Annotated in this window: 26 protein-coding genes; 18 read left to right on the top strand and 8 right to left on the bottom strand. The window is 37.8% G+C overall.

Features of this window, described 5'->3' with window-relative positions; all coding sequences use genetic code 11:
* The first annotated feature begins 31 nt into the window (after window positions 1-31).
* The 4 genes from aroC to WKH56_RS21290 all read left to right on the top strand — a co-directional run bounded on the left by aroC (window position 32) and on the right by WKH56_RS21290 (window position 3,750).
* Window positions 32-1,198 (top strand): chorismate synthase, encoded by a 1,167-nt coding sequence (gene aroC / locus WKH56_RS21305; RefSeq protein WP_047750559.1) that lies wholly within the window; start codon window positions 32-34, stop codon window positions 1,196-1,198.
* Window positions 1,199-1,218: 20 nt separating this feature from the next.
* Window positions 1,219-2,076 carry a prephenate dehydrogenase gene (locus tag WKH56_RS21300; protein WP_310883922.1) on the top strand — a complete coding sequence of 286 codons (858 nt, stop codon included), beginning with the start codon at window positions 1,219-1,221 and terminating at the stop codon, window positions 2,074-2,076.
* 15 nt (window positions 2,077-2,091) lie between these two features.
* Window positions 2,092-3,363, top strand: coding sequence for a 3-phosphoshikimate 1-carboxyvinyltransferase (gene aroA, locus WKH56_RS21295; protein WP_099000317.1), 1,272 nt, complete (start codon window positions 2,092-2,094; stop codon window positions 3,361-3,363).
* 135 nt (window positions 3,364-3,498) lie between these two features.
* Complete coding sequence (locus tag WKH56_RS21290) at window positions 3,499-3,750, top strand: hypothetical protein (protein ID WP_225518904.1); 252 nt, start codon at window positions 3,499-3,501, stop codon at window positions 3,748-3,750.
* Between the two features lie 42 nt (window positions 3,751-3,792).
* Here WKH56_RS21290 and WKH56_RS21285 read toward each other — a convergent pair whose 3' ends face one another.
* A complete protein-coding gene (locus tag WKH56_RS21285; protein ID WP_342836659.1) occupies window positions 3,793-5,337 on the bottom strand; it encodes an FAD-dependent oxidoreductase in 1,545 nt (514 codons plus the stop codon).
* A gap of 127 nt (window positions 5,338-5,464) precedes the next feature.
* On the opposite strand from WKH56_RS21285, the gene WKH56_RS21280 reads away from it, so the two are divergent.
* The 5 genes from WKH56_RS21280 to WKH56_RS21260 all read left to right on the top strand — a co-directional run bounded on the left by WKH56_RS21280 (window position 5,465) and on the right by WKH56_RS21260 (window position 9,411).
* A complete protein-coding gene (locus WKH56_RS21280) occupies window positions 5,465-5,623 on the top strand; it encodes a hypothetical protein (RefSeq protein ID WP_155404450.1) in 159 nt (52 codons plus the stop codon).
* A 367-nt stretch (window positions 5,624-5,990) separates the two neighbouring features.
* Complete coding sequence (locus tag WKH56_RS21275) at window positions 5,991-6,962, top strand: extracellular catalytic domain type 1 short-chain-length polyhydroxyalkanoate depolymerase (protein ID WP_033580627.1); 972 nt, start codon at window positions 5,991-5,993, stop codon at window positions 6,960-6,962.
* 339 nt (window positions 6,963-7,301) lie between these two features.
* The gene (locus WKH56_RS21270) at window positions 7,302-7,721 is read left to right on the top strand and encodes a CBS domain-containing protein (RefSeq protein ID WP_033580628.1); all 420 of its coding nucleotides are present in this window, start codon (window positions 7,302-7,304) and stop codon (window positions 7,719-7,721) included.
* Window positions 7,722-7,965: 244 nt separating this feature from the next.
* A complete protein-coding gene (locus WKH56_RS21265) occupies window positions 7,966-8,400 on the top strand; it encodes a hypothetical protein (RefSeq protein WP_342836654.1) in 435 nt (144 codons plus the stop codon).
* 57 nt (window positions 8,401-8,457) lie between these two features.
* The gene (locus WKH56_RS21260; RefSeq protein WP_063247729.1) at window positions 8,458-9,411 is read left to right on the top strand and encodes a sporulation protein; all 954 of its coding nucleotides are present in this window, start codon (window positions 8,458-8,460) and stop codon (window positions 9,409-9,411) included.
* A 29-nt stretch (window positions 9,412-9,440) separates the two neighbouring features.
* On the opposite strand, the gene WKH56_RS21255 is transcribed toward WKH56_RS21260, so the two are convergent.
* Together WKH56_RS21255 and WKH56_RS21250 are read right to left on the bottom strand one after the other, a co-directional pair.
* Window positions 9,441-10,766, bottom strand: a complete 1,326-nt coding sequence (locus WKH56_RS21255; protein ID WP_047750563.1) for a hemolysin family protein — start codon at window positions 10,764-10,766, stop codon at window positions 9,441-9,443.
* 668 nt (window positions 10,767-11,434) lie between these two features.
* Window positions 11,435-12,067: a spore coat protein gene (locus WKH56_RS21250; RefSeq protein WP_028412794.1), complete on the bottom strand. Its 633-nt coding sequence runs from the start codon at window positions 12,065-12,067 to the stop codon at window positions 11,435-11,437.
* A 208-nt stretch (window positions 12,068-12,275) separates the two neighbouring features.
* Here WKH56_RS21250 and WKH56_RS21245 point away from each other — a divergent pair, with 208 nt between their 5' ends.
* A complete protein-coding gene (locus tag WKH56_RS21245; RefSeq protein ID WP_033579460.1) occupies window positions 12,276-12,827 on the top strand; it encodes a hypothetical protein in 552 nt (183 codons plus the stop codon).
* Between the two features lie 23 nt (window positions 12,828-12,850).
* Here WKH56_RS21245 and WKH56_RS21240 read toward each other — a convergent pair whose 3' ends face one another.
* The gene (locus tag WKH56_RS21240) at window positions 12,851-13,303 is read right to left on the bottom strand and encodes a Dps family protein (protein WP_028412796.1); all 453 of its coding nucleotides are present in this window, start codon (window positions 13,301-13,303) and stop codon (window positions 12,851-12,853) included.
* Window positions 13,304-13,495: 192 nt separating this feature from the next.
* Between WKH56_RS21240 and WKH56_RS21235 the strand changes: the two genes are divergently transcribed.
* The 3 genes from WKH56_RS21235 to WKH56_RS21225 all read left to right on the top strand — a co-directional run bounded on the left by WKH56_RS21235 (window position 13,496) and on the right by WKH56_RS21225 (window position 15,299).
* Window positions 13,496-13,777, top strand: coding sequence for a hypothetical protein (locus WKH56_RS21235; RefSeq protein WP_013057684.1), 282 nt, complete (start codon window positions 13,496-13,498; stop codon window positions 13,775-13,777).
* Between the two features lie 93 nt (window positions 13,778-13,870).
* Window positions 13,871-14,044: a hypothetical protein gene (locus tag WKH56_RS21230; protein ID WP_013057683.1), complete on the top strand. Its 174-nt coding sequence runs from the start codon at window positions 13,871-13,873 to the stop codon at window positions 14,042-14,044.
* Window positions 14,045-14,597: 553 nt separating this feature from the next.
* Window positions 14,598-15,299: a poly-gamma-glutamate hydrolase family protein gene (locus WKH56_RS21225; RefSeq protein ID WP_063247730.1), complete on the top strand. Its 702-nt coding sequence runs from the start codon at window positions 14,598-14,600 to the stop codon at window positions 15,297-15,299.
* 51 nt (window positions 15,300-15,350) lie between these two features.
* Here WKH56_RS21225 and WKH56_RS21220 read toward each other — a convergent pair whose 3' ends face one another.
* Window positions 15,351-15,620 (bottom strand): CPCC family cysteine-rich protein, encoded by a 270-nt coding sequence (locus WKH56_RS21220; protein WP_063247731.1) that lies wholly within the window; start codon window positions 15,618-15,620, stop codon window positions 15,351-15,353.
* 287 nt (window positions 15,621-15,907) lie between these two features.
* Here WKH56_RS21220 and WKH56_RS21215 point away from each other — a divergent pair, with 287 nt between their 5' ends.
* The 4 genes from WKH56_RS21215 to WKH56_RS21200 all read left to right on the top strand — a co-directional run bounded on the left by WKH56_RS21215 (window position 15,908) and on the right by WKH56_RS21200 (window position 19,675).
* Window positions 15,908-16,468 carry a copper resistance CopC family protein gene (locus tag WKH56_RS21215; RefSeq protein ID WP_047750564.1) on the top strand — a complete coding sequence of 187 codons (561 nt, stop codon included), beginning with the start codon at window positions 15,908-15,910 and terminating at the stop codon, window positions 16,466-16,468.
* A gap of 4 nt (window positions 16,469-16,472) precedes the next feature.
* The gene (locus tag WKH56_RS21210) at window positions 16,473-17,534 is read left to right on the top strand and encodes a copper resistance D family protein (protein ID WP_342836650.1); all 1,062 of its coding nucleotides are present in this window, start codon (window positions 16,473-16,475) and stop codon (window positions 17,532-17,534) included.
* A gap of 47 nt (window positions 17,535-17,581) precedes the next feature.
* Entirely contained in the window at window positions 17,582-17,740 is a 159-nt protein-coding gene (locus tag WKH56_RS21205) for a hypothetical protein (RefSeq protein WP_176551778.1), read from the top strand.
* Window positions 17,741-17,947: 207 nt separating this feature from the next.
* The gene (locus WKH56_RS21200; RefSeq protein ID WP_034270099.1) at window positions 17,948-19,675 is read left to right on the top strand and encodes an ABC transporter ATP-binding protein; all 1,728 of its coding nucleotides are present in this window, start codon (window positions 17,948-17,950) and stop codon (window positions 19,673-19,675) included.
* 42 nt (window positions 19,676-19,717) lie between these two features.
* On the opposite strand, the gene WKH56_RS21195 is transcribed toward WKH56_RS21200, so the two are convergent.
* Together WKH56_RS21195 and WKH56_RS21190 are read right to left on the bottom strand one after the other, a co-directional pair.
* A complete protein-coding gene (locus tag WKH56_RS21195; protein WP_028412803.1) occupies window positions 19,718-20,383 on the bottom strand; it encodes a type 1 glutamine amidotransferase domain-containing protein in 666 nt (221 codons plus the stop codon).
* 97 nt (window positions 20,384-20,480) lie between these two features.
* Window positions 20,481-21,059, bottom strand: coding sequence for a hypothetical protein (locus WKH56_RS21190; protein ID WP_028412804.1), 579 nt, complete (start codon window positions 21,057-21,059; stop codon window positions 20,481-20,483).
* Between the two features lie 150 nt (window positions 21,060-21,209).
* Here WKH56_RS21190 and WKH56_RS21185 point away from each other — a divergent pair, with 150 nt between their 5' ends.
* A complete protein-coding gene (locus WKH56_RS21185; RefSeq protein ID WP_310883921.1) occupies window positions 21,210-21,608 on the top strand; it encodes a FixH family protein in 399 nt (132 codons plus the stop codon).
* Window positions 21,609-21,671: 63 nt separating this feature from the next.
* On the opposite strand, the gene WKH56_RS21180 is transcribed toward WKH56_RS21185, so the two are convergent.
* The gene (locus WKH56_RS21180; protein ID WP_048019011.1) at window positions 21,672-23,048 is read right to left on the bottom strand and encodes an aminotransferase-like domain-containing protein; all 1,377 of its coding nucleotides are present in this window, start codon (window positions 23,046-23,048) and stop codon (window positions 21,672-21,674) included.
* Window positions 23,049-23,055 lie beyond the last annotated feature (7 nt).

The following is a 23,055-nucleotide window of genomic DNA, read 5'->3' as shown; positions in this document are numbered from 1 at the left end:
TTATTTTTTATAACAGAAAGGAATCGATAATATGAGATATTTAACAGCAGGAGAATCGCACGGACCTCAATTAACAGCGATTATTGAAGGAGTACCAGCAGGACTTGAGTTAACAGCCGAGCATATTAATGAAGACTTAGCAAGAAGACAAAAGGGACATGGGCGCGGACGCCGCATGCAGATTGAAAAAGACCAAGTTCAGATTAAAGGCGGTGTTCGCCACGGTGAGACGCTTGGTTCACCAATTGCTTTAGTCGTTGAAAACAAAGATTTTACGCACTGGAGAAATATTATGGGTGCTGATCCAGTTGATCATGATGAAGAAGTAAAGAGACAAATTACAAAACCTCGTCCAGGTCACGCGGATTTAAATGGAGCGATTAAATACGGCCACAGAGATATGCGAAACGTATTAGAACGTTCATCTGCTCGTGAAACGACGGTACGAGTAGCCACAGGCGCAGTTGCCAAACAAGTATTAAAAGCTGTAGGTGTAAATATTGCATGTCACGTACTTGAAATCGGCGGTGTGAAAGCTGAAAAAACGGCATATGAGTCGCTAACAGAACTTCAGGAAAAAACTGAAGCGTCACCTGTTCGCTGCTTAGATGAAGAAGCGGGACAGAAAATGATGAAAGCAATCGATGATGCAAAAGAAAATGGAGACAGCATTGGTGGCGTAGTGGAAGTAGTAGTAGAAGGAATGCCTACTGCAGTAGGCAGTTACGTGCACTATGATCGTAAGTTAGATTCAAAGCTAGCTGCTGCTATTATGAGCATTAACGCGTTTAAAGGCGTTGAAATCGGCGTAGGCTTTGAAGCAGCTCGCAGACCGGGAAGTGAAGTCCATGATGAAATTCTATGGGATGAACAAAACGGCTATACGCGTAAAACGAATAATGCAGGAGGTTTAGAAGGAGGCATGACAACAGGGATGCCGATTGTGGTGCGAGGGGTCATGAAACCTATTCCTACCTTATACAAGCCGCTGCAAAGTATAGATATTGATACAAAAGAGCCGTTTGCTGCAAGTATTGAACGATCAGACAGCTGTGCAGTACCGGCGGCGGCGGTTGTAGCAGAATCAGTGATTGCTTGGGAACTAGCATCTGCTATTATCGATCAATTTGGGGCAGATCGAATTCAGTTAATTCAAGAAAATGTAAAAAAACACGAAGAATACGCAAAGCAATTTTAAAGAATAGAGGAGAATGAAAGGTGAAAACACGTGTATTACTTATTGGCGTTGGCCTTATTGGAGGATCATTAGCGCTAGCTATGAAGAAGCATCGTCACGTAACAGTCGTTGGAGCTGATATCAACACAAATGAAGTACAAGTAGCCAACCAGCTAGGTATCATTGATTATGTAGCTGAAGATATAAAAATAGAAGCAGCCCAAGCAGATTATATCGTGCTTGCTACTCCAGTAGAGTATACGACAGCATGGATACACGACCTTTCTACTTGGAAGCTTAAAGAAACGGTTATCGTAACGGATGTCGGAAGTACAAAAGGTGAAATTATGAAAGCAGCCCAAGCGCTGAATAAAAAACGTATTTCATTTATTGGGGGGCATCCGATGGCTGGTTCTCATACGAGCGGTGCAGTCAATGCACGAGCGGATTTATTTTGTTCGGCGCGCTATATTTTAACGCCGTTTGAAAATGAGCAAAAAGAAAAAATAGATGCGCTTATGCATTTGCTAGAGCCTACAGGTGCACAATTTGTACCGCTTGATGCAGCTACTCATGACCAAATCACCGGAGTTGTCAGTCATTTACCACATGTGATTGCAACCAGTCTAGTAAGACAAGTCAAAGGCTATTCAGCAAATAATCATCTTGTTACAGAAATGGCGGCAGGCGGTTTTCGAGATATTACGAGAATTGCTTCAAGCAACCCTCATATGTGGAGAGACATATTGAAGCAAAACCGTTCTATGCTTTTAACATTGCTCGATGACTGGATGAAAGAAATGGAACAAGTAAAACTATTAGTAGAAAAAGGTGACGGACACGAGTTATTTGATTACTTTTCAGATGCTAAAGAATTTCGTGATTCGCTTCACGCATAAAAGGAGAGACAGATTGTGACAGTAAAAGCTTTACGAGGAACGATTCAAATTCCAGGAGATAAATCCATTTCTCACCGTTCCGTCATGTTTGGTTCAATTGCAGAAGGAACAACAACAATTAACGGATTTTTGCCGGGAGATGATTGCCTTAGCACCATTTCCTGCTTTCAAAAACTAGGTGTAGATATTCAAATGATTGATGAACAAAGCGTCGTGGTAAAAGGAAAAGGTATACAAGCGCTAAAAGAGCCATCTGATATTTTAGATGTCGGAAATTCGGGCACCACGATTCGCCTCATGATGGGGATTTTAGCAAATACACCCTTTCATTCAACGTTAATTGGAGACGAATCTATTGCCAAACGCCCTATGAAGCGTGTGACTGGTCCGCTTCGTGATATGAATATTCATTTAGACGGCCGAAAAGACGCTAATTTTACACCGCTTGTTATTCGAGGTGGGAAAGCAAAAGGTATACACTATACATCTCCTGTTGCAAGCGCACAAGTAAAATCAGCTATTTTACTTGCTGGACTGCAGGCGGAAGGAACAACTTCTGTAACGGAACCGGCGAAATCGCGTGATCATACAGAACGTATGCTAGAGGCGTTTGGAGTTAAAGTGAAAGAAGAAGGATTAACCGTTTCAATTGAAGGCGGTCAAACGTTAAGAGGAACGCATGTAGAAGTGCCTGGTGATATTTCGTCAGCTGCATTCTTTTTAGTAGCGGGGGCTATTATTGCAAACAGTCGCATTGAAATTCAAAAAGTTGGGATGAATCCGACTCGAACGGGTATTTTAGAGGTGCTTTCAAATATGGGGGCTTCGATCGAGACAGTCAAAGAAACAAAAGAAACGGCGGAACCCTATGCAGATTTAGTTGTAGAAGCTTCTCACTTAAAAGGTACGGAAGTAGGCGGAGACTTAATTCCGCGTCTAATTGACGAAATCCCAATTATTGCACTAGCTGCCACACAGGCAGAAGGGATTACCGTTATTAAAGATGCTGCAGAGTTAAAAGTCAAAGAAACAAACCGTATTGATACGGTAGTGAATGAGTTAACCAAAATGGGAGCTAACATTGAAGCAACGGAAGATGGAATGATTATTCACGGAGGTACAAAACTTCATGGAGCAAATGTAAACAGCCACGGAGATCACCGTATCGGTATGATGCTTGCTGTTGCCTCTTGTATTGCAGAAGGAGAAACAATTATTGAAAATCGTGACGCGGTATCCGTTTCGTACCCGCAGTTTTTTGCTCACTTAGAGTCTTTACAGCAGTAAATTCCCTTATTATGTTAAAATAGCAGTTTGAAAGTTGTAAGGAATTTATAAAATTAAAACCAATGACTCTATATTTCGCCGGAGAAATCCGATATAATCATTACAACACCTCTAGTATTAAATAGAATTTGGTGAATGATTATGTTTTTGATGATTGTCTACATCGGGGCCATTTTATTTTTTATAAAAATGTTTATGGATCGAGATTTTATTTGGTTTTTGTTTCTATTGCCATTTTTGATGTTTGTTATGTTTTTTGAAACAGACTATCTTGATCATGTCCCTGAATCTGGAAGGTTAATTATCTTTACGTTTTCTTTTTTAGTCATTTATGCAATGGTTTTAGTGTATAATCGATACTTTAGAAAAGAAGGATGTAAAGAGTAAATTCAAATGTGAATCCATTGATAATGATAAAAAAAGCATGCCCTACGGCGTGCTTTTTTTATCGCTTGAATTGACATCCACTGGTGTAAGCGGCTTTTTAGCAGGGCCTTCTACCACAGATCCGTCGTAAGAAAAACGAGAACCGTGACAAGGACAGTCCCACGTGCGGTCACCGGCGTTCCAATTTACTTCACATCCTAAGTGCGTGCATGTAGTATCGACGCAGTGAAGCTTCCCTTGAGGATCTTTATACGCCCCCGTACGTTTGCTGTTTACATATACGACCGACCCTTCATCATTTTGAAGCTGATCGAGTCCTTTTTCAGGCATTGAAAACTTACCGGTAATAAAGTGTTCAGCCACATCAAGATTTTGACGAAAGAAATGCTTAAGGCTAGGGTCCGCATAAAAACGAGACGGATTATACAACTCTGCATATGGGTTGTCTTTCCCGGTTATTGCATCCCGGATAATATGTGCTGCAATGGTGCTATGAGTCATGCCCCATTTTTTAAATCCGGTAGCAATAAAGATATTTGGCTTGCTTTCTTTAAGGGGCCCGATATATGGAATTTTATCAAGCGTAAATAAATCTTGTGCAGACCATTTATAACGAAAATGTTGGACAGTAAAATTTTCTTCGGCGAACCTCTGAAGGGACTCATAGTGAAACATAGTATTAATTCCTTGTCCAGCTTTGTGGCCTTCTCCGCCAATTAAGATGAGTTCTTCTCCGTCAACTTTTGTTGAACGCAGCGAATGAGTAGGCTGATCAGCACTTAAATACATGCCTCCAGGGTAAGCTTGTTCAACTTTTGCTGCTAACACATACGAACGTTTGGCATACATGCGCGTATAGTAAAAGCCCGCTCCATCATAAAATGGAAAGTGTGAACACGCCACTACATATTTGCAAGAAATGCGATGTCCGTCTCTTGTGACAACGGTGGGCGACGTGCTTTCTTCTACATCCGTTGCTACGGTGTTTTCAAAAATCAATCCGCCGCTTTCTGTGAATTTTTTTACTAAATGAAGCAGATATTTTAACGGATGAAACTGAGCTTGATCTTTCATAATAGCTGCTGCTCTAATATCAAAACTAAAAGGAATCTCTGTTGCAAATTCACATGGAATATGTAATCGCTGATAGGCTCGAAATTCTTTACGAACTCGATGGTCAAACTCCAGCGTTTCTCCGTATAAGTAAGCATCTTGTACTGAAAAATCACAGTCAATGTTTTCCGTTTGAATTAAGTTTTTCATAAACTGCAGAGCTTGTTCGTTTGCTTTATAATACAGCAGCGTTTTTTCTTCGCCAATGTGTGAAAGCAGTTCATCGTAGATAACGTCATGCTGAGCTGTAATCTTTGCTGTTGTGTGACCGGTTGTACCATTTAAAATATTATCAGCTTCAATTAACGCCACGTTCAGTCCTTCTTTTTGTAATAAATAAGCCGTTGTAATACCGCTAATACCGCCTCCTACTACTACAACATCAACTTTTCGATTTTCTGAAAGAGATGGGTATGTTGGAAACTTTAAATGATCGCGCCAGTAGGGCTCAGTATCCTTTGGGATATTTGTCAATTTATTCACCTCCATATGATAAGTCTTATTTTTACCATAGTTTTCTAAAAAATGTATGCAAAATAAAGGAATCTACTCTAATAGCACCTCTTGGCTATACCTATTTAAAGAAAAGGAGGGGAAAAGAGTGATTACAATCAGCCTTTGTATGAATGTTGCGAACAAAGAAGAGGTTAACCCAAAACATTTGCTATTCAAGATGCTTCTTTTTCAACGTGGCTTCCACACCAGGACCTTGCCATTTGCTCCTATAGAATTGGTGAATAAAAAGCAGAGCATGAAATGATAAAAGGCTACAGATTTAAACATGCAGAGCAATAAATTCATATAAATGATAGGGAGCATCATATAATAAAAGTATAGATGCTTAATTCGGCAAAAGGTATGTAAACATCAAGGTCCAAATAAAAGGGCAAACGGCATGTTTGTCCTTTTTTCATGATTATAGTGACAATTTTCATATATAGTAATAAAGTATATATATAGCAAAAAAATCCCAATTTTAAAGAATATAAAAAACGGCTTAAAACCAAAACAAGTTGTACTCTTAGAGTATGTAGAACGTGCAAAAAAACGAAATAATATGTAGTATTGTAATACAGGACGTAATTGGGAAGAAAAATGAAAACGTTGACAAAAAGAGGAGGGGTACCATGTTGGGTTCACTACCTAATGTTATAAATACGTCAACGCTCGTGTCTTCAAGTGAACAACAAGAAGCGTCATCTGAATCATTTAAAACATATACTCATAAAGGAAAAAAATTCAAGGTTTATTTACCTAAATCCTATCATATTTTGAAATCTTACCCACTAATGGTTATGCTGCATGGATGTACACAAAATGCAGATGATTTTGCGATAGGCACGCAAATGAATGAGCTCGCCGACGAAAAGGAATTTATTGTCGTATATCCACAGCAGTCTTCTAACTCAAATATGAATAAATGCTGGAACTGGTTTGAACCGCTTCATCAAATTAGAGGATTTGGCGAGCCAGCGATTATTGCAGGGATTGTAAAAAAAGTCCAAAACATGCACTTTATTCAGAAAAATAAAGTGTTTGTTGCCGGTCTGTCAGCAGGAGGAGCCATGAGCATCGTCATGGGGGTAACGTATCCAGAACTGTTTGCTGGCATAGGTGTGTCAGCAGGTATCGAATATCAGGCGGCTCTTAACGTATTTAATGCGTATTCCGTCATGGCCAGTAAAGGTCCTTCCCCCGTTAAACAAGGAAGAATTGCTTATCAGCAAATGGGAAAACGGGCAAAGCCACTGCCGCTCATTGTATTTCATGGTAACGCCGATTCGACGGTAAATGTAGCCAATGCAGATCAAGTGGTTCACCAGTGGATTACAACGAATAATCTTGCTTATAACGGAAAAATAGATGGATGGATTCAGAATAGCCCTGTTAAAACGAGAGAGGAAAAAATCCTCTTTGGACGGGATTATACAACGTATCGCTACGAAAGCAGTAAGGGAGAATTGGCTATTGATAAATATATTATCAATGGAATGGGGCATGCATGGTCAGGAGGGAATTCAGCGGGCAGCTATACGGATCCTAAAGGCCCCAATGCTAGCCGAATCATGTGGGACTTTTTCATGAGTCAAAAAGTATAAACAGAGCATATAATGAGGTTCAGTTGCGTTCTTATCGCAGAGAAGAAGAGCTGAAAGTAGCTCTTCCGGCCCTTATTAGTATAAAGCAGCAGCTGCAGGAGCAATCATTTTAACTAGACGGTTTTTTCTAAAAATTAGGATTTGATTATTTAGAAAACGGGTACTGTAATAAAGAAATATGAAGCCGAAATTACATAGCTTAGGATTGACAGCTTATAGTTGTAAATGTAAGATAACTGCGAGCTGCATTTTGTATGATTAAAACATTAAAATAAGCCGAAAACTGAACAAATAAATAGAAATTGTAAGATGAGCGGGTAAGGAAAAGGAGATTAAAAAATGAATATTGCATTTTTCTTAGTACCAAAAAGTGATGTTGTAACATTAAATATTCACTCCACATTAAGACAGGCTCTTGAAAAAATGGAGTATCATCGCTATTCTACAGTTCCACTGGTTGACGATGATGGTAAATATGTGGGCGTTCTTACTGAAGGAGATCTTCTTTGGAAGTTAAAAAGCCTAGGAGACTATCGCTTTCAAGATACGGAAAATATTAAATTAACAGAGATTGACCGCTATCAAGATTATAACCCAGTTGCTATATATGATGAAGTTCAAAACATCCTTTCAAAGGCAATTGACCAAAATTTTGTGCCTGTAACGGATGATCAAGGCGTATTCATTGGAATTGTGAGAAGAAGAGAAATTCTAGAGTTTTATGCAGAAAGCGCAAGTAAAGTGAAAAATCAAATATAAAAAAGGCCATCTTTAGATGGCTTTTTTCTTGTCTTAGCTGCCCCGCATATACTCCTAAAAACAGGCTTAGGTCATGGCCCACAGCAATGCACTTCCTTGTACTAGTTTACATAATCTATTTATATATAGGTATAAAATTGCCTATATAAATCTTATTTATAGATAAGGATGGTTTATGTGAATTACAACAACAAAAAGAACTGTTGCTGGTGTTCTAATCAGTATTATTACAAAACTTCTGGTTATGATCCAAGAAGTAGCCATGAAGGAAAATGCTGTCATAACGATTATAAGCATAACGATCATTGTCCTAAACATGATGATGATCATCGTTCAGGTCATAAAAAATGTCACCATGGTGGAGGTCACGACGGCAACCATGGCGGAGGTCACGACGGTAACCACGGCGGTTGTCATGGCGGAGGCCACGGTGGCAACCATGGCGGAGGTCACGACGGTAACCACGGCGGTTGTCATGGCGGAGGCCATGGCGGTAACCACGATGGAGGGCATCACGATGGTAACCACAGTGGCTGTCATCACGGCGGACATCACGGCGGTTGTAGAAAACGTCATTGCTGCAAAAGACGTAACTGCTGTTGGGGCTGGGTTTTTTAATACAGGAGCTTCAAAGCAACAGAAAGAACTCAAGAAATTGAGTTCTTTTTTTGTAAGTTGAAACTTATAAACGGTATAATTCGTATATATAGTAAGAGCATTTTGGAGGAGGAAAAAAATGTTTAAAAAAATGTTTGCTAAAATTGGAGTTGGAGCTGCCAAAGTGGATTTACGACTAAATGAAACGGCCTATACGCTCGGTCAAGTAATTGAAGGAGCTATTGTCATCCAAGGTGGAAACGTTCAGCAACATATTAATTTAATTGATGTTGAATTTTGGCTTGAAGTTCAAATGAAAAGCGGTCAAATGCATACACATCGTGTGGAAAGCCTGCGCGCAGCTTCTTCATTTACAATTAATGAAGGTGAGAAAAAGGAAATTCCGTTTACATATCATTTACCTTTGGATCTTCCAATCTCTGCGAGCAACGTTAGCTATTTCTTTAAGACACACTTAGATATTGAAGGGGGAGTTGACTCAACAGACCGGGATCCTGTGCGCATCAAAGCACCAAAAAGCTTATATCAGCTAGTAGAGGGCTTTGAAGCACTTGGGTTTAGAGAAAAACACCATTCAGGAAAATTTAACGGATACAAACAAGAATTTGCATTTTTTCCTACAGACTTCTTAAAGGGATATGTAAATGAGGTTGAGTTTGAGGTAGCCATTGAACGAGAAGGTATACGAGTGTTATTGGAGCTAGATTTGCCTTCTTTCGGCCGGGAGAGGGAAATAAAAAACGAACTCTTTTTTACAAATGATGAACTAAGCCATCCATCCACTATCGCTCGTTTGCTGGAAGAAGCGATGGAAGAGATGATGGAAAATCCTCGAGACTATGAATATTATAAGCCTTCTCACTATGATCAGCATTCACATCATCCACGTATGAGCGGGTTAGGAGGAGCAATGGGAGGCTTTGCAGCCGGTATGTTAGGCGGGCTGCTCATTGAGAATTTGATCGATGATATGTTTGAAGACTCGGCGCTTGGTGAAATTGGAGAAGATATTGAAGAAGCCGGGGAGGATCTGTTGGATGGAGACTTTTTTGATGGAGGAGACGATTGGTAAAAGGGATTTTAAACAACTAAAAAGGATGATTAATGATGATCATCCTTTTTTTCTTTCTTCTTTCTTTTTTTTACTTCTATATACTTAATGTGAAAATCTTCTATAATCAAAACTTTAAAGTAAAATTGCTCATGCTGAATGATATCATTTTTGGTCACATCAAACTTTTCGGTTAACACCCACCCGGCAATGGTATCTACTTCTTCGTCGCTAATATCCGTACCGAGTAAATCATTTACTTGGCTAATGAGCATTTTTCCGTCAAGAATATAGTGATCGTCTTTAATTTTTTGTACATAAGGAATTTCGTCCGTGTCAAACTCATCTCGAATTTCTCCCACAATTTCTTCAATAATGTCTTCTACTGTCACAAGCCCCGCGGTTCCACCATACTCATCAAAAAGAATAGCCATTTGAATGCGTTCTTTTTGCATCTTTACGAGCAAGTCATGAATAGGTACGGTTTCAATTACTTTAAAAATAGGCTTGACATATGATTCTAACGTATTAGTTCCGTCTTTTTCGTTAAATACAATGTCGTTATAAATTTCTTTAATATTAACGAGACCAATTATCTTATCTTTATCTCCATCTTCAACAATTGGATAGCGGGTATATTTTTCGACATTTGCAATTTGCAAAAAAACCTCTACCACGTCATCTTTAGAAGCACTTACAATTTCCGTTCGTGGGACCATTACTTCTTTAGCTAAACGGTCATCAAAATCAAAAATTTTGCTCATATATCGATATTCGGACTGATTAATTTCACCGCCTTCAAAGCTTTCAGATAACAAAATGCGAAGTTCTTCTTCACTATGAGCAGCTTCATTTTCCGAAATCATCGTTATACCAAACATCTTGGTCAACATACGAGCTGAGCCGTTTAATATTTTAATGAACGGATACATAAGTTTGTAAAACACGATAATCGGTTTTGCAAAGTTCAGCGTAATTTGTTCAGCCATTTGAATAGCAAACGTTTTAGGAGCTAATTCTCCTAAGACAACATGTAAAAAGGTAATAACAACAAATGCAATGACAAAAGATAAAATACCAGCAAGCGGCTCATTCGTATGGAAGGTAGTAAAAAGAGGATGAAGCAACCGATCTAGCGTCGGTTCACCAAGCCAACCAAGCCCGAGAGCCGTGATGGTGATACCAAGCTGACAAGCGGATAGATATTCATCTAAATGCGTAATAACATGTTTGGCAGATACGGCTTTTTTATTTCCTTCTTCTAGAAGCTGATTGATTTTTGAACTCCTTACTTTTACAATAGCGAATTCTGTCGCTACAAAAAAAGCAGTTAATGCAATCAAAACTGCGACTAATAGTAATTTTACGGCGATCATCAAAGTCACCACCTTGTATGTAAATGTATATCTTAAGTGTTAGCCAAAGTGGAGAAAACATGTATTAAATCGGGAAAAGAAAAACGCACATAAAAAAACTGCTTCTATCTTTAAAAAGAAAAAGAAGCAGTTTATTATGTTACATGTTCATTTAGGGGAATTAATCTTAACTTTACCATCATGGTCTATCACATATCGGTTCTACAGTTCAACTGACTTTTAGCAAACGTATTGCGAGCGTGTTATGACACCTCCTTTAACTGTAATCCGAGTATATATGATGCATCTCTCACTCCTTTCTATTAGTTAACTGTATTATAATACATAATTAATCAAAATACTACAAATATTCAGAAAATAATTCAAAATGCATAGTTTTTTGTCATTTTCTGAAATATATGCGCAAAAGAGATTGAGACACAACTATATCAATCGAATCTAAAGGGGAACAAATTGGATAAATGGTCGAGTATGGATCGCTTGTTCCACCGCTGTTGATTTCCGTGCATGACTTCACTTCCCGCAGGAGTCTTCGCCTTTCCCTCCAATCAACAGCTAGAAGCAACTCTAAACATAACCTATATTCACTATACTAATGAAAAGATCCGAACGATGAATCGTTCGGATCTTCCTTTAATTAAAATACGTTTGCCCCAGCCTCTTTGTAATTAATGCAGCTTATGGTTATTAGGCATCTGAGGAGAGGCAGTAGCTTTTGCGAAACTTGTGATCATTTGCTGCATATCTTCTTTTGCAAGCTGCGGCACTTGATAATAATGATGTTTGTTTTGATAAAGAGAAATTTCATAAGCCATTTCAATCCAATTAGGAACACTGTCTCCGAATATTCGGCGAACAACAGGATTAGTTATTTCTAAAGCTGTCATAGTTAAAAGAGATGCTTGAGACTTGACTAGACCCAGCATATGACCTGAAATTCCTTTTTCATTAATTTCCTCAACGGACTGATTCGGCTTTTTAGGCTGCGAAGGCTTTAAGCCATAAACAAAGGTATGAGACTGCTTCATGTTATATACATGTGTAGAACCGGCCGGCTTTTGGCCAGTAGAAAAAGCTTCTACGATTAAATTATATTCATTTAAAATAAACTGATATTGCCGATCAATAATATCAAGCAGCTCTTGTTCTTTTACATATTGCCTAAACATCATAAACTGATCCATTACATTGATCGAGCCGGCAAGTGTTTCATGAACGTCAAACAGCTCATGCCCTCCATGGTTCAATTGAGGGGGGACAGCTCCAGTTTGCATGTTTGTAGGAAGTTCGTGATTATTCATACTAAGTCCTCCTTAAAATCGGTATCGACTATAGTCTTTAAACTTCTTCAAGTTTTATACTCAAACTTGATTTATTCATAAAATGTTGCTCTACATAACTTAATTTACCTCTAGTTAGTTAATTAAAGGGTAAAAGTGAAAGGGTTTTATAAAAAAAAAGCGAATATCAATAACAATTCACGATCTATAGATAGGGGAATCAAAAAACATGAATGAGCTGCTGTCATACTCAAGTGAATTAAAACATGAAGCAAATCAACTGGTGGTATCCAACCGTTTATTTAATTTGTTAAGAGAGTACGGTTGCCCGCTCTCAGGGGAGAGTTTTGAGTTAAATGTCATGACAAATCGCATCATTAATTTTTACGTAGGAAATGATGAAATGGATGAAGAATCTATTTTTCACATGGGGTATCAGCTTACAAAGCGTTTTCAACCTTATAAGATGATATTTGCTAATGAAAAAGGTAAGTATCAGTGGAGTGTGTATATGATTCAGAAGGGTGAAGAGTGGAAGCTTGATATTTCCGTGCTTCCAGAAAATATCGTGAAGGGCAAAGTTGAGAAACAAGTATTATTAAAATCACTTCTCACTGAAAAGAAGCGGGAATGTATTTTATTTTTCAAGCAGCAAAGCGGATATAATCGCTACTATACGAGTGATCATGTCTATAAGGCTGTGCTAGAAGATGACATTTACGATGATATGTCTTTTTTTATGTGGCTGCAAAAACAAAAAAAAGGAAATCAACAAACGTAAAAAAAGAGCCGACTGGGCTCTTTTTATGCATGTACGGATGTTTTTACAGGTAAAGCAGCTTTTAGCATCCAAATATGTTTTTCAATGTTGCCAATTGTCCCAATGAATAAGTCAGCTGTTACGTGATCATGTGCTGCTTCAGCTTTTTCAACTGCATTTTTTAGGTTTTTAACAAGTAGCGTATAGTCATTAATTAAGGTTTCTACCATTTCTTCACTCGTTTGCTCATTCCCATCTTCAGAAAGAGTAGCTGCTTGTAAAAATTGCTTCATCGTAGCAATTGGGCTTCCTCCAATGGCTAGTAATCGTTCTGCATATTCATCTATATAGTCCGCCGTCTCATTATAGAATTCTTCAAATTTTTCATGAAGCGTAAAAAATTGAGGCCCTTTTACATACCAGTGAAAGCGATGTAGCTTTGTATATAATACGTTAAAATCGGCAATTTGTTGGTTCAATACGTTTTCTAAATTCATAGTTAATAGCCTCCTAATGAGTTGTTGTTATCTTATGTTTATATTATATCAAATATCAAATTAAAATCAATACTTATTTATAATTATTATTAAATAATAATCAGAATGCTTTTAAATTGCAGTTATTCTCTTTAAAAACTCTAAAGATATGATAGGATAGAGCAAGAGTATTGAAAGGAAGAAGGGGTAGTCATGCATATTACACCAGAAGCAAAACAATTAATTAACAATATACTTGAAGAGCAGGAGATAACAGGAATTCGCTTGTATTTCAAAGGAATTAGCTGTGAAATCCCTAACATTGGGTTAGCTTTTGAAGAGCCTTTTGAAAATGATGAAATGTATGAAGTCGACGGAGTACAAGTAGCAATGGAAGCTTCCATTGTGCCTTATACAAATGAATTAATGTTAGATGTCCATACAACGCCGTACGGCCCAGGTTTAGCATTAGTTGGAGCTAAAGAAGCTGAGTAAAAAATTTATGTAAGAGAAGCTAACAGGTTTGTTGTTTGTTTTGGTAAACCTTGGTTTAATTAATTCAAACGTTAGTGAAATGGAGGGGGACCTATGCTTCTTTCTCATCATGTAACGGTTGAACAAAGACAGCAAATCAAACGCTTTAAACAGCAAATACAAGACGCAAAAACGCTAGATGAGCGCCGTTTGTATCAAGCCCAGCTAAATAAATTTGTTGAGCGCCTATTTATTGAGAATCGCTTGCAGCGCAGCGGCGAACAATAAAAAACACCTAGAAAAGAAGCCTTCAAAGAAGGTTTCTTTTTTTTTTAGTAGATTATTATACTTTTACACCTTGTAATTATTCATTTTCTTATATATTGCCCTTTATCTATTTGAAATTCGGTTTTCTGTATGAATATAGCACTAAAAACGTGTAAGTGACTGTTAAATGAAAGCGCTTTCTGTTATAGTGAAGGTATAGAATTGTACTTGTTCACCTACAATGTTCATAAGGAGTGGTTTGTATGATTGAAAGAGGAAACTTCTTAATTGGTTTAGCGTGGGGAACATCTTTGAGCATACCTTTATGGATCGCCTTCTTTGGCTGGATAAAATTAGTTTGGCGCTTGCTTTAAATAAATAAAAACAAAAAAGTAAAAAACTTCAGTGGATATGCGCTGAAGTTTTTTTAAATAGTATAAATAGGTATTAAGAACTATTAAATAAATTGTATTTTCAAACGATAAGTAAATAAGACTACTAAAATATTATTTTTGGATTTTTTAGGATTCTAATGTTTTAGGTCTTATTGCATAATAGAAAGCGGGAGTACAAATTGAAAAGCTATCGTTTAGTAAGTTTCTCTACCTTATTTATCTGTCTATTCGTTTTATTCATTTCACCTTTTCAAGACACATCTAGTGCATCAACTGATAAATATCAAAATTTCAAGCAGCTCTCACAGCACGAGTCTTCAGCTAGCTATAAAGTGACGACTAAAGAAGCGAAAAGCCCTGTCCTTATCTTTGCTCCACACGGTGGAGGAATTGAAGGCGGGACAAGCGAAATTGCCAAAGAGCTTAGCAAACAAAATGCTCTTTACCTATTCGAATCGTTAAAATCGAAAGGTTCGCGAGATCTGCACCTCACAAGCACTCATTTTGATGAGCCCACAGCGCGTAAGATGGTAAGCATGTATGATAATGTTTTATCTCTTCACGGGTATTCTGGGAATGAAAAACATATTTTTGTGGGGGGAACTGATCGGGAACGTGCAAAAAAATTAACGCAATTATTAAATCAAAATGGATTTCCCGCGGAACTGATTACAAAAGGGCATGATGAGATTGCAGGCATTAACCCTAAAAATATTGCAAATAAAAATCGTACCGGCAAAAGTATTCAATTAGAGATTAGCCAACCGCTGCGAAGTGCTATGTTTCATTCATTCACTTCACAAGGAAGAGCTTCGTCTAAAACTCAAACTTTTTACAAGTTTACAAATGTGCTTTCTACGTTTGTTTCCACTTCTTACTGATTTAAAAAAAGAATGCTTTCACAAGCATTCTTTTTTTATAAACTAGTTTTCCTATTCGTGACTTATAATAGGTTTCCAGTTAAAATCTTTTACATCTTGAACAGAAGGCTTTCTCACGTGCTGTAAGCTTTCCTTATTACATGCTCCATAAACTAGAAAATTTTGCTGAGCTTCTATTAAAGAAATAGAGTTGGCTCCTAGTTCATTGGCATTCAGCTTTTGATACGGATCGTCTTCCCAAAAACATATCTCACAAATATCATAGTCACCATCACTGTCTAACGATTGATAACCGCAGCAAGGGCACGTATACTTTTTCATTGTTCCTATCCTTTCTGTATGGGATTTTAAGCTATAAAAAAGTCAGCCATCTTATTTAACTATTTTACTATATTCAAAGGTAACCTGAAAGAATATTCAAAAAAATTACAGCAGCATATTTCCTAGGATTTGTGAACATTTTATAACGAATTGGTGATAGTTCTTGTGAGATTGAGTGAAAAAGGAGTACACTTACTAGGAAAATAGATCGTGTTCGGAAACGTCTACATAAAAACATTTTTGGATATGATGAATGAAAAAGAAAAAAGAGATAGGGAGTCATAAATATGAAAAAAATAATAGGTTTACTTTTAGCATGCTTTTTAGCTGTCCCGACAGTTAGTTTTGCTCATACACATGTGCAAACAACAGTACCGGAAAATGGTGCAACTGTTACAGCTCCTCTAAAAGAAATTAAATTAACCTTTGAAACACCCATCGAGAAAATCAGTACTGTGACCATTACAAAAGATGGACAAAAAATTTCACTTGCATCGCAAAAAGTAGAGGGGCATGATTTAATAGCTTCTGTTGATCAGCCTCTTGAAAACGGATCTTACGCAGTAAACTGGGAAATTGTAGGGGAAGATGGTCATGTAATGAAAGATTCGATTGCTTTTAAAGTAGATGTGAAAGATGAAGCGAAAGAAGAGAATACTCAAGCAGCCGGAAAAGATAGTGAAAAAAAGCAAGGCGCCACGCAATCCGAACAGCACCAAAAAAGTGCAACAGCAAATGATGAGAAAACAGAGAACAATGATTCTTCATCGTTTTTTGTTATCATGATTATTGCTATTGTAGTGGTGGTTGGCGCATTACTCTTAATCTTCAGAAAGAAAAAGGCTTAAAAAGATGAGTGTTTTGTTGCCTGTTTTTGAGTGGTTCACATACGTAGCTCTTTCCTTATTATTAGGATTTGCCGTACTGCAATATGTGCCCCTTACAAAAAAGCCAACAATTTTATTATCAAAGCGATGGCTACTTGCAAGTGCAGCGGCTGTCGCTCTTTTTTCGGTTGGAAATTCGCTTGAGATTATTTTATCTTTTTCAAAAATAAGAGGGTTAGGTGAAATAGTTCGTCTTGTATTATTGGAAACAAGAACGGGACACGCCTGGATCTTTGTTGTACTGATTGCTATTTTATGTATGGTTGCTGTTTCAATAGAGAGCCACCCCCATATGTATACATTACTGACTGTAGCCTTAGTGGGAGGAATCGCCTACGCAAGTCACGCAGCATCCGCTTCTGTGCTTAGCGGCATGTTGTCTCATTCCCTTCATATTTTAGCAGTTGGACTGTGGGGAGGAGTGGTTCTGATTGTTGCCGCTTTTTCAAAAGAAACCTCCAATTGGAAAAGTTTCTTAAGCTGGTTTACTCCTTTTGCGATCGCTTGTTTTGCGCTTCTTTCATTAAGTGGGTTCATTTCGATGGTTATTATCATGGGGCTGTCCAACTATGTAAATTCATGGGCTACAGATTACGGGCAATCTCTTTTGTTAAAGCATATTACGATTATTCCGCTGCTTGCATTTGCCGTCATCAATGGCTTTCTTATGAAAAAAGCGATAAAACATCCAGAATATAAGCCCGTGATGTGGATTCGAGCAGAAAGCATTATTTTGCTTATCATTTTTTTATTTACAGCTATCATGGTAACGCAATCGCCGCCAACTAATATAAGTCATATGGCAATGGATTCATCGATTCTTCCTTTTATCTATGGGAAACAAGTGACGCTGCCTCTAACGTTTCACGTAACGATTGTAGGAATCCTATTCTTATTTGTTGCACTGCTGTTTTTTGTGTATTTACTTGTTTGTTTTTACAAAAAGACAGTATGGCTCAGCGTATTAAGTGCGGGTTTGTTTGTGTTTGCTTTTTATATTGCGATGATGACAAGTATTCAAGTCTAAAAACAGTGAGAAATATCTCACTGTTTTTTTATTAGCCATTAAAAGTAGTGTTATCTCTCGGGCCATTTCTCGGAGAAGGGGGCATCGGCATTTGGGAACTAGAACCGGAGCCGGATGTAGAGCCGCTTGGAGGCGATATATTTCCTGCGTTTCCAAAAATAACGATCCCGCCAGAAATTGTGCCAATAGAAATAGATTTAATATAAACAGACATCCTTATTCAACCTCTCATCTAGTAAAAGAATTCAGTGTACCACAGTATATGACCAGCTTGTCATTTTTGTATAGACGAGTTTAAAAAATAGGTAAAAGCTTAGAAGTTCAGGTTGAGAAAGGAAATGGTGTAAAATAAGATAGAACTTTGAAGGTAAAGTGTTGATATCACCTATTAAAAGAAGTAGAAAGGAACTAAGATGAATACGCAAAAAGGAATTCATTTTTCATTTAAAAAATTATGGTTGCTAACGAACCCTCCGACAGGAAAGCTACTCATTTCGTTCATACTGGCCTTAATTAATACCGGAGCGTCGCTTTCTATTCCTCTTGTCATTAAAGAAGTGATGGAGAAAATTGCAGTAGGCGTCTCACCGCAGCTTATAGCAGGACTCCTTGGTTTATTTGCTGCTCAAATGGCAACAAGCGCAGTATCTCTTTATCTCCTTGCTCAAGTAGGCCAAGGTGTTGTAAAAGAACTCAGACATAAAGTGTGGAACAAGCTCATAAAGCTTCCGGTTTCATTTTACGACCAAAATCGTTCCGGTGAAATGGTAAGCCGCATTACAAATGATACAACCATTGTGATGAACTTATTGTCAACAGAAATGATTGACTTTGTTAAAAATATTTTATCTATTATCGTTGCCATTGTTATTTTATTTACGCTTGATGTACCCATGACGCTCATTTTATTAGCGGTTATTCCCGTTATGTTTGTACTGGTTATGCCGCTAGCGAGAAAAATACATAAAATTTCACGTGAGCAGCAGGATAAAATGTCCAAGCTTACAGCTTTTTTAGCTCAAATGCTGAGTGAAATTCGCTTGATTAAAGTATCCGGTTCAGAGAAAAAAGAAGTTGATTCAGGCTTACAATCGTTTCAGTCACTCTACCTCTTCGGTGTAAAGAGAGCTAAAATTGAAGCTATCATTACACCGATTATTAGCACGGTGATGACCGCTGTTATGATTGCCATCGTCGGGTTTGGTGCATACCGGGTGAGTGAGGGATTTATCACTGCAGGAGAGCTGGTGGCTTTTGTTCTTTACCTTTTTCAAATTATGGTTCCGGTTGGTTCACTTACCCGATTTGTTACGAGCTTTCAGCAAACTAAAGGAGCTTCAGAAAGAATCTTTGATATATTAGCTGAGAAAGAAGAGAACTATGAAAATGGAGAAGTGCTTGAACAGGTAGGGAGTTTAAGGTTCGATAAAGTTGCTTTTCAATATGAAGATAAACCCGTATTGCAGGAAGTTTCATTTTCTGCTAAAAAAGGAGAAGTTACCGCATTTGTTGGACCTAGCGGAGCTGGAAAATCTACTGTTTTTTCTCTTATCGAACGCTTTTATGAGCCTTCATCGGGTCACATATTCTTGGATGGAACAGACAGTCAAAACGTCAACTTACGTTCGTGGCGTCACCTATTTAGCTATGTTCAGCAAGATTCTCCGATTTTAGCAGGAACAATTCGAGAAAATCTCATTTACGGATTAGAGCGGCATGTGACGGATGAAGAAATAGAAGAAGCAGCAAAGTTAGCGAATGCTCATCATTTCATTCAGTCCTTTGAAGCTCAATATGAAACAATGATTGGAGAAAGAGGTATTAATCTCTCAGGAGGACAGCGACAGCGTATTGCAATTGCCCGAGCGCTGTTACGAAATCCTCAGTTTTTATTACTGGACGAAGCGACAGCTAGCTTGGACTCCGAGTCAGAAAAGCTTGTGCAAGAGTCATTGGAGACAGTAATGAAAGAACGCACATCACTCGTCATTGCCCATCGTCTATCTACGGTCATTAATGCGGACCAAATTGTTGTAATAGAAGAAGGGCAAGTTACAGGAAGCGGAACGCATAAAGAGCTGTTAGCCTCTCATTCTTTTTACCGGCGTTTGGTAGAGCAGCAGTTTCAAACATCCCTATAGAACAAACAAAAAAAGACTGCTTTCGAGCAGTCTTTTTTTAGTTTATTTATTTAGCTTTTTAACTAATTCATCACCCATTAACTCAGAAGAAAAAGGATCTCGGCTTGTGACAATTTGATCATTTGCCCAAACAGCATATGCTTTTTTATCCATCTCAGGGATGTAATTAGCCACTTCACGAAGTTCTTGTTCTAAACTGTATGGTAAAAAGGGAAGTACTTCTTCCGGTTCAATTTCATCAGGATAACCGGTTACGTCTAGTCCTTTAATTAACAGTTCATCATCGGATCCTTTCAAGAAAGCAAACACAGAAGGTCCGTGACACTCAGCTGCTAAAATACCTCCGTTGTCGTACACTTTGTTCATAAGTGCATGCAAGTCCACATTTTTTGCTAAGTCAAACATAGCGCCGTGGCCGCCTACTACTAAGATAACGTCATAGTTCTCAGCATCTACTTCTTCAAGTTTCATTGTCTGATCCGCTCTTCCTGACTCATATAATTTCTTATACGTTCCGTCTGGATCAAAGTCTTCTGAAATACTTCGAACGTCTAGTTCCGGCTTACCTCCAAAAGGTGAGGCTAAGTCAACGGTGTGTCCTGCGTTCTCAAGCTTTTGCAGCGGAGCAAATAATTCTTCTGCCCACCAACCTGTGTGATAATCTTTCTCTTCGTATCCGCTTGATAATACAGCTAACACTCTTGCCATGTTTATACCTCCTAAATGATGTAAAACGTATAGTGATACATATCATGTATTCATTGTGAACTGTACCCTATATAAAAAAACTTTAAACAATGGCAAGTTATGAAAAGGTAGCGTGAATCATAAACAAAACCAAAAAAGAGATAGCAAATTTAAGATGCCACTTTTTATCTGTACGCTTATAGCGCTTCACGCCCATCACGAGCAGACAAGCTAGAACAGCCATCGTGATAATTCCTGAAAAGTACGTAAAATTTGCTTGAAATCCTTTTATCAAAGCCATATAACCATGTAAAATAATCAAAGCAGTTGATATAAGGGCAACGGGAACGTGCCACTGACGAACGTACTTGGCTAAAAACTGAATAAGCGGTTTTAACTCAAACTTTCCTTTTTTAATTTGCGATATCGGTTTCCATTTTAATAATAAAAAGATAGGATAAATAGCTAAAGCTGCAAAGAAACCAATTCGTGCGATAGAACCAAGCTCTTTAAAATTCCCTTCGTATATTTTAGAATCAAGCGGAAGGGAATGTTTATAAATAGGGACGTAAATAAGCCCTGCTACAACTAGTAAAAAAGAGATAGTAAAGATAAAGATCACTTTTTTACGCTCACTTTTATTTTTGATTAACGTCTGTAGCCATGATTTTTTAGCTGGAGATTTAGCGGAATTCATTTTCTTCCTCCTTGGAAAAATCTAGTTAGTATCAGTATGAACTTTTTTTCTTAAAAAATCTTTAAAAATCCTTCTTTTTTTAAAAAATTCATTTTTTTCTTTGCAATACGCGTTATAGTTAAACAAAGGGTTTAAAAAGGAGATGAATACATGAAAAAAAGAATAAGTATATCTATAATCAGTCTTTGTTTACTTTTAACAGCCTGTGGTCAGGAACCTGCTCAAAGCACAAATGCTGAGAAGCCAAAACCGTTGGACGTAAACCTTCAAGGCCCAGAGGCGTTACAGAAAAATGAAAACGGTATCTACAAAGCCGAAGTTACATATGGAGACGAAAAAGTAAAAAATGATGACGTTGAAATGATTGAATTTGAAATAGAGAAAAAAGATGGCGAAGGGAAAGGGAAGATGTTAAAGCCTAAACAAATAGGAAAAGGTGTATATGAGATACAAACATCTTTCTCTGAGCCTGGCACATATACCGTGCAGTCACATGTTTCTGCAAAAGGGACGCATAACATGCCTCTTATAACCGTTACGGTTAAATAAAAGAAGTCAAGGATGCTAATTCCTTGGCTTCTTTTCGTTTAGTATGTCCGTTAAATTCCCATTCTACAAGGGGAAAAGGTTATTTGGAATAGGATGATGTTTTCTATCATCAATTAAAGTAATGCACTGAGCCAGCTGTTCAATCCCTCGTTTGATCGTATTCTTATTTACTTGTGAGATGCTTAATCGGAGAAGCGTGTCTCGTTTATATTCTGGTAAAAAAAATCTAGAAGCATCATCAACATATATGTGCTGCTCGTTTAGCATGTGGACGATCTGTTTTGCTTTCACATGCTCAGGTAAACTAATGGATAAATAGAATCCTGAAGGTGGCTTAGAAAAATGTGTATGAGCGGGCAGCAGTGAATCACATGCTTCTACAAGAGTTTGCATTTTGGTATGGTATACCTCTTTTATCTTTTTAAGATGACTAGTAAACATGCCGCTTTTTAAATAAATTTCAAGAGCGCCTTGGGAAAGCGCTGAACTATTAAAATCTGAACTGAATTTATATCGTAAAAAGTTGCTATTCATTAACGAAGGAAGCACGATAGCAGCAATGCGTAACCCAGGAAGAAAAATTTTCGAAAAGCTTTTAATATAAATGACTCGTCCAGAAGGATTAAAAGAAAATAAAGGATCTGATTTTGCATCGGGATCAAGGTCGCCCAAAAAGTCATCCTCGACTATATATACATCGTATTTTTCGGCCAGCTCCACGATTTTTTTCTTCTCGAAATTTGTATAACAATGTCCAAGAGGATTATGGAATCTTGGAATAATATAGAAAAATTTTATGTCATTATTTCGAAAAATGTACTCCAAACGATCAAGATCAATCCCTTCCATCGATAGCTCGATCCCAAAAGTAGTAGTTTGGTGCAGGGTAAGAGACTCGATAAAACCGAAATAAGTGGGCTGTTCAATCAGGATATTATTTTTTCCATTTGGAAATGGCATAGAAACTAATAAGTGAAGAGCTTGCTGAGACCCAGATACAACAACTAACCTTTCAGCTTGAGTGAACACCTGTAGGCTCTGCAAGTGTTTCACTAACTGTACCCGCAATGAGTAAGAGCCTTGTTGATCAGAGTATGTAAAAAGCTCTTCTTTGTAGTGTTCAATTGCTTGGTTTATACAATGCTGAAATTCAAGATAAGGCATAACGTTTTTATCTGGACCAGCAGACAAGAAATCAATCACTTCATTTTCATTCGTCCTATGTTGAAATTCTGCCACAACGTAGTAGCCGCTTTTAGGAACAGAATAAATTAAATGCTCTTTTTCTAATTCGCTGTACGCTTTAATAACGGTATTCTTGCTGCACGAAAAATGGTGGGAGAGTCGGCGAACAGAAGGGAGTTTACCACCTGCAATAAGCGATCCATTTGCTAGGCCAAGCTTAATTTCTTCCATGATTTTTAGATATTTCAAACTCATAGGTCCT

This window comes from Priestia sp. SB1 (assembly GCF_038898415.1).
Note: the sequence above shows the minus strand (reverse complement) of the source record. Positions and strands in the feature narration are given on the sequence as shown.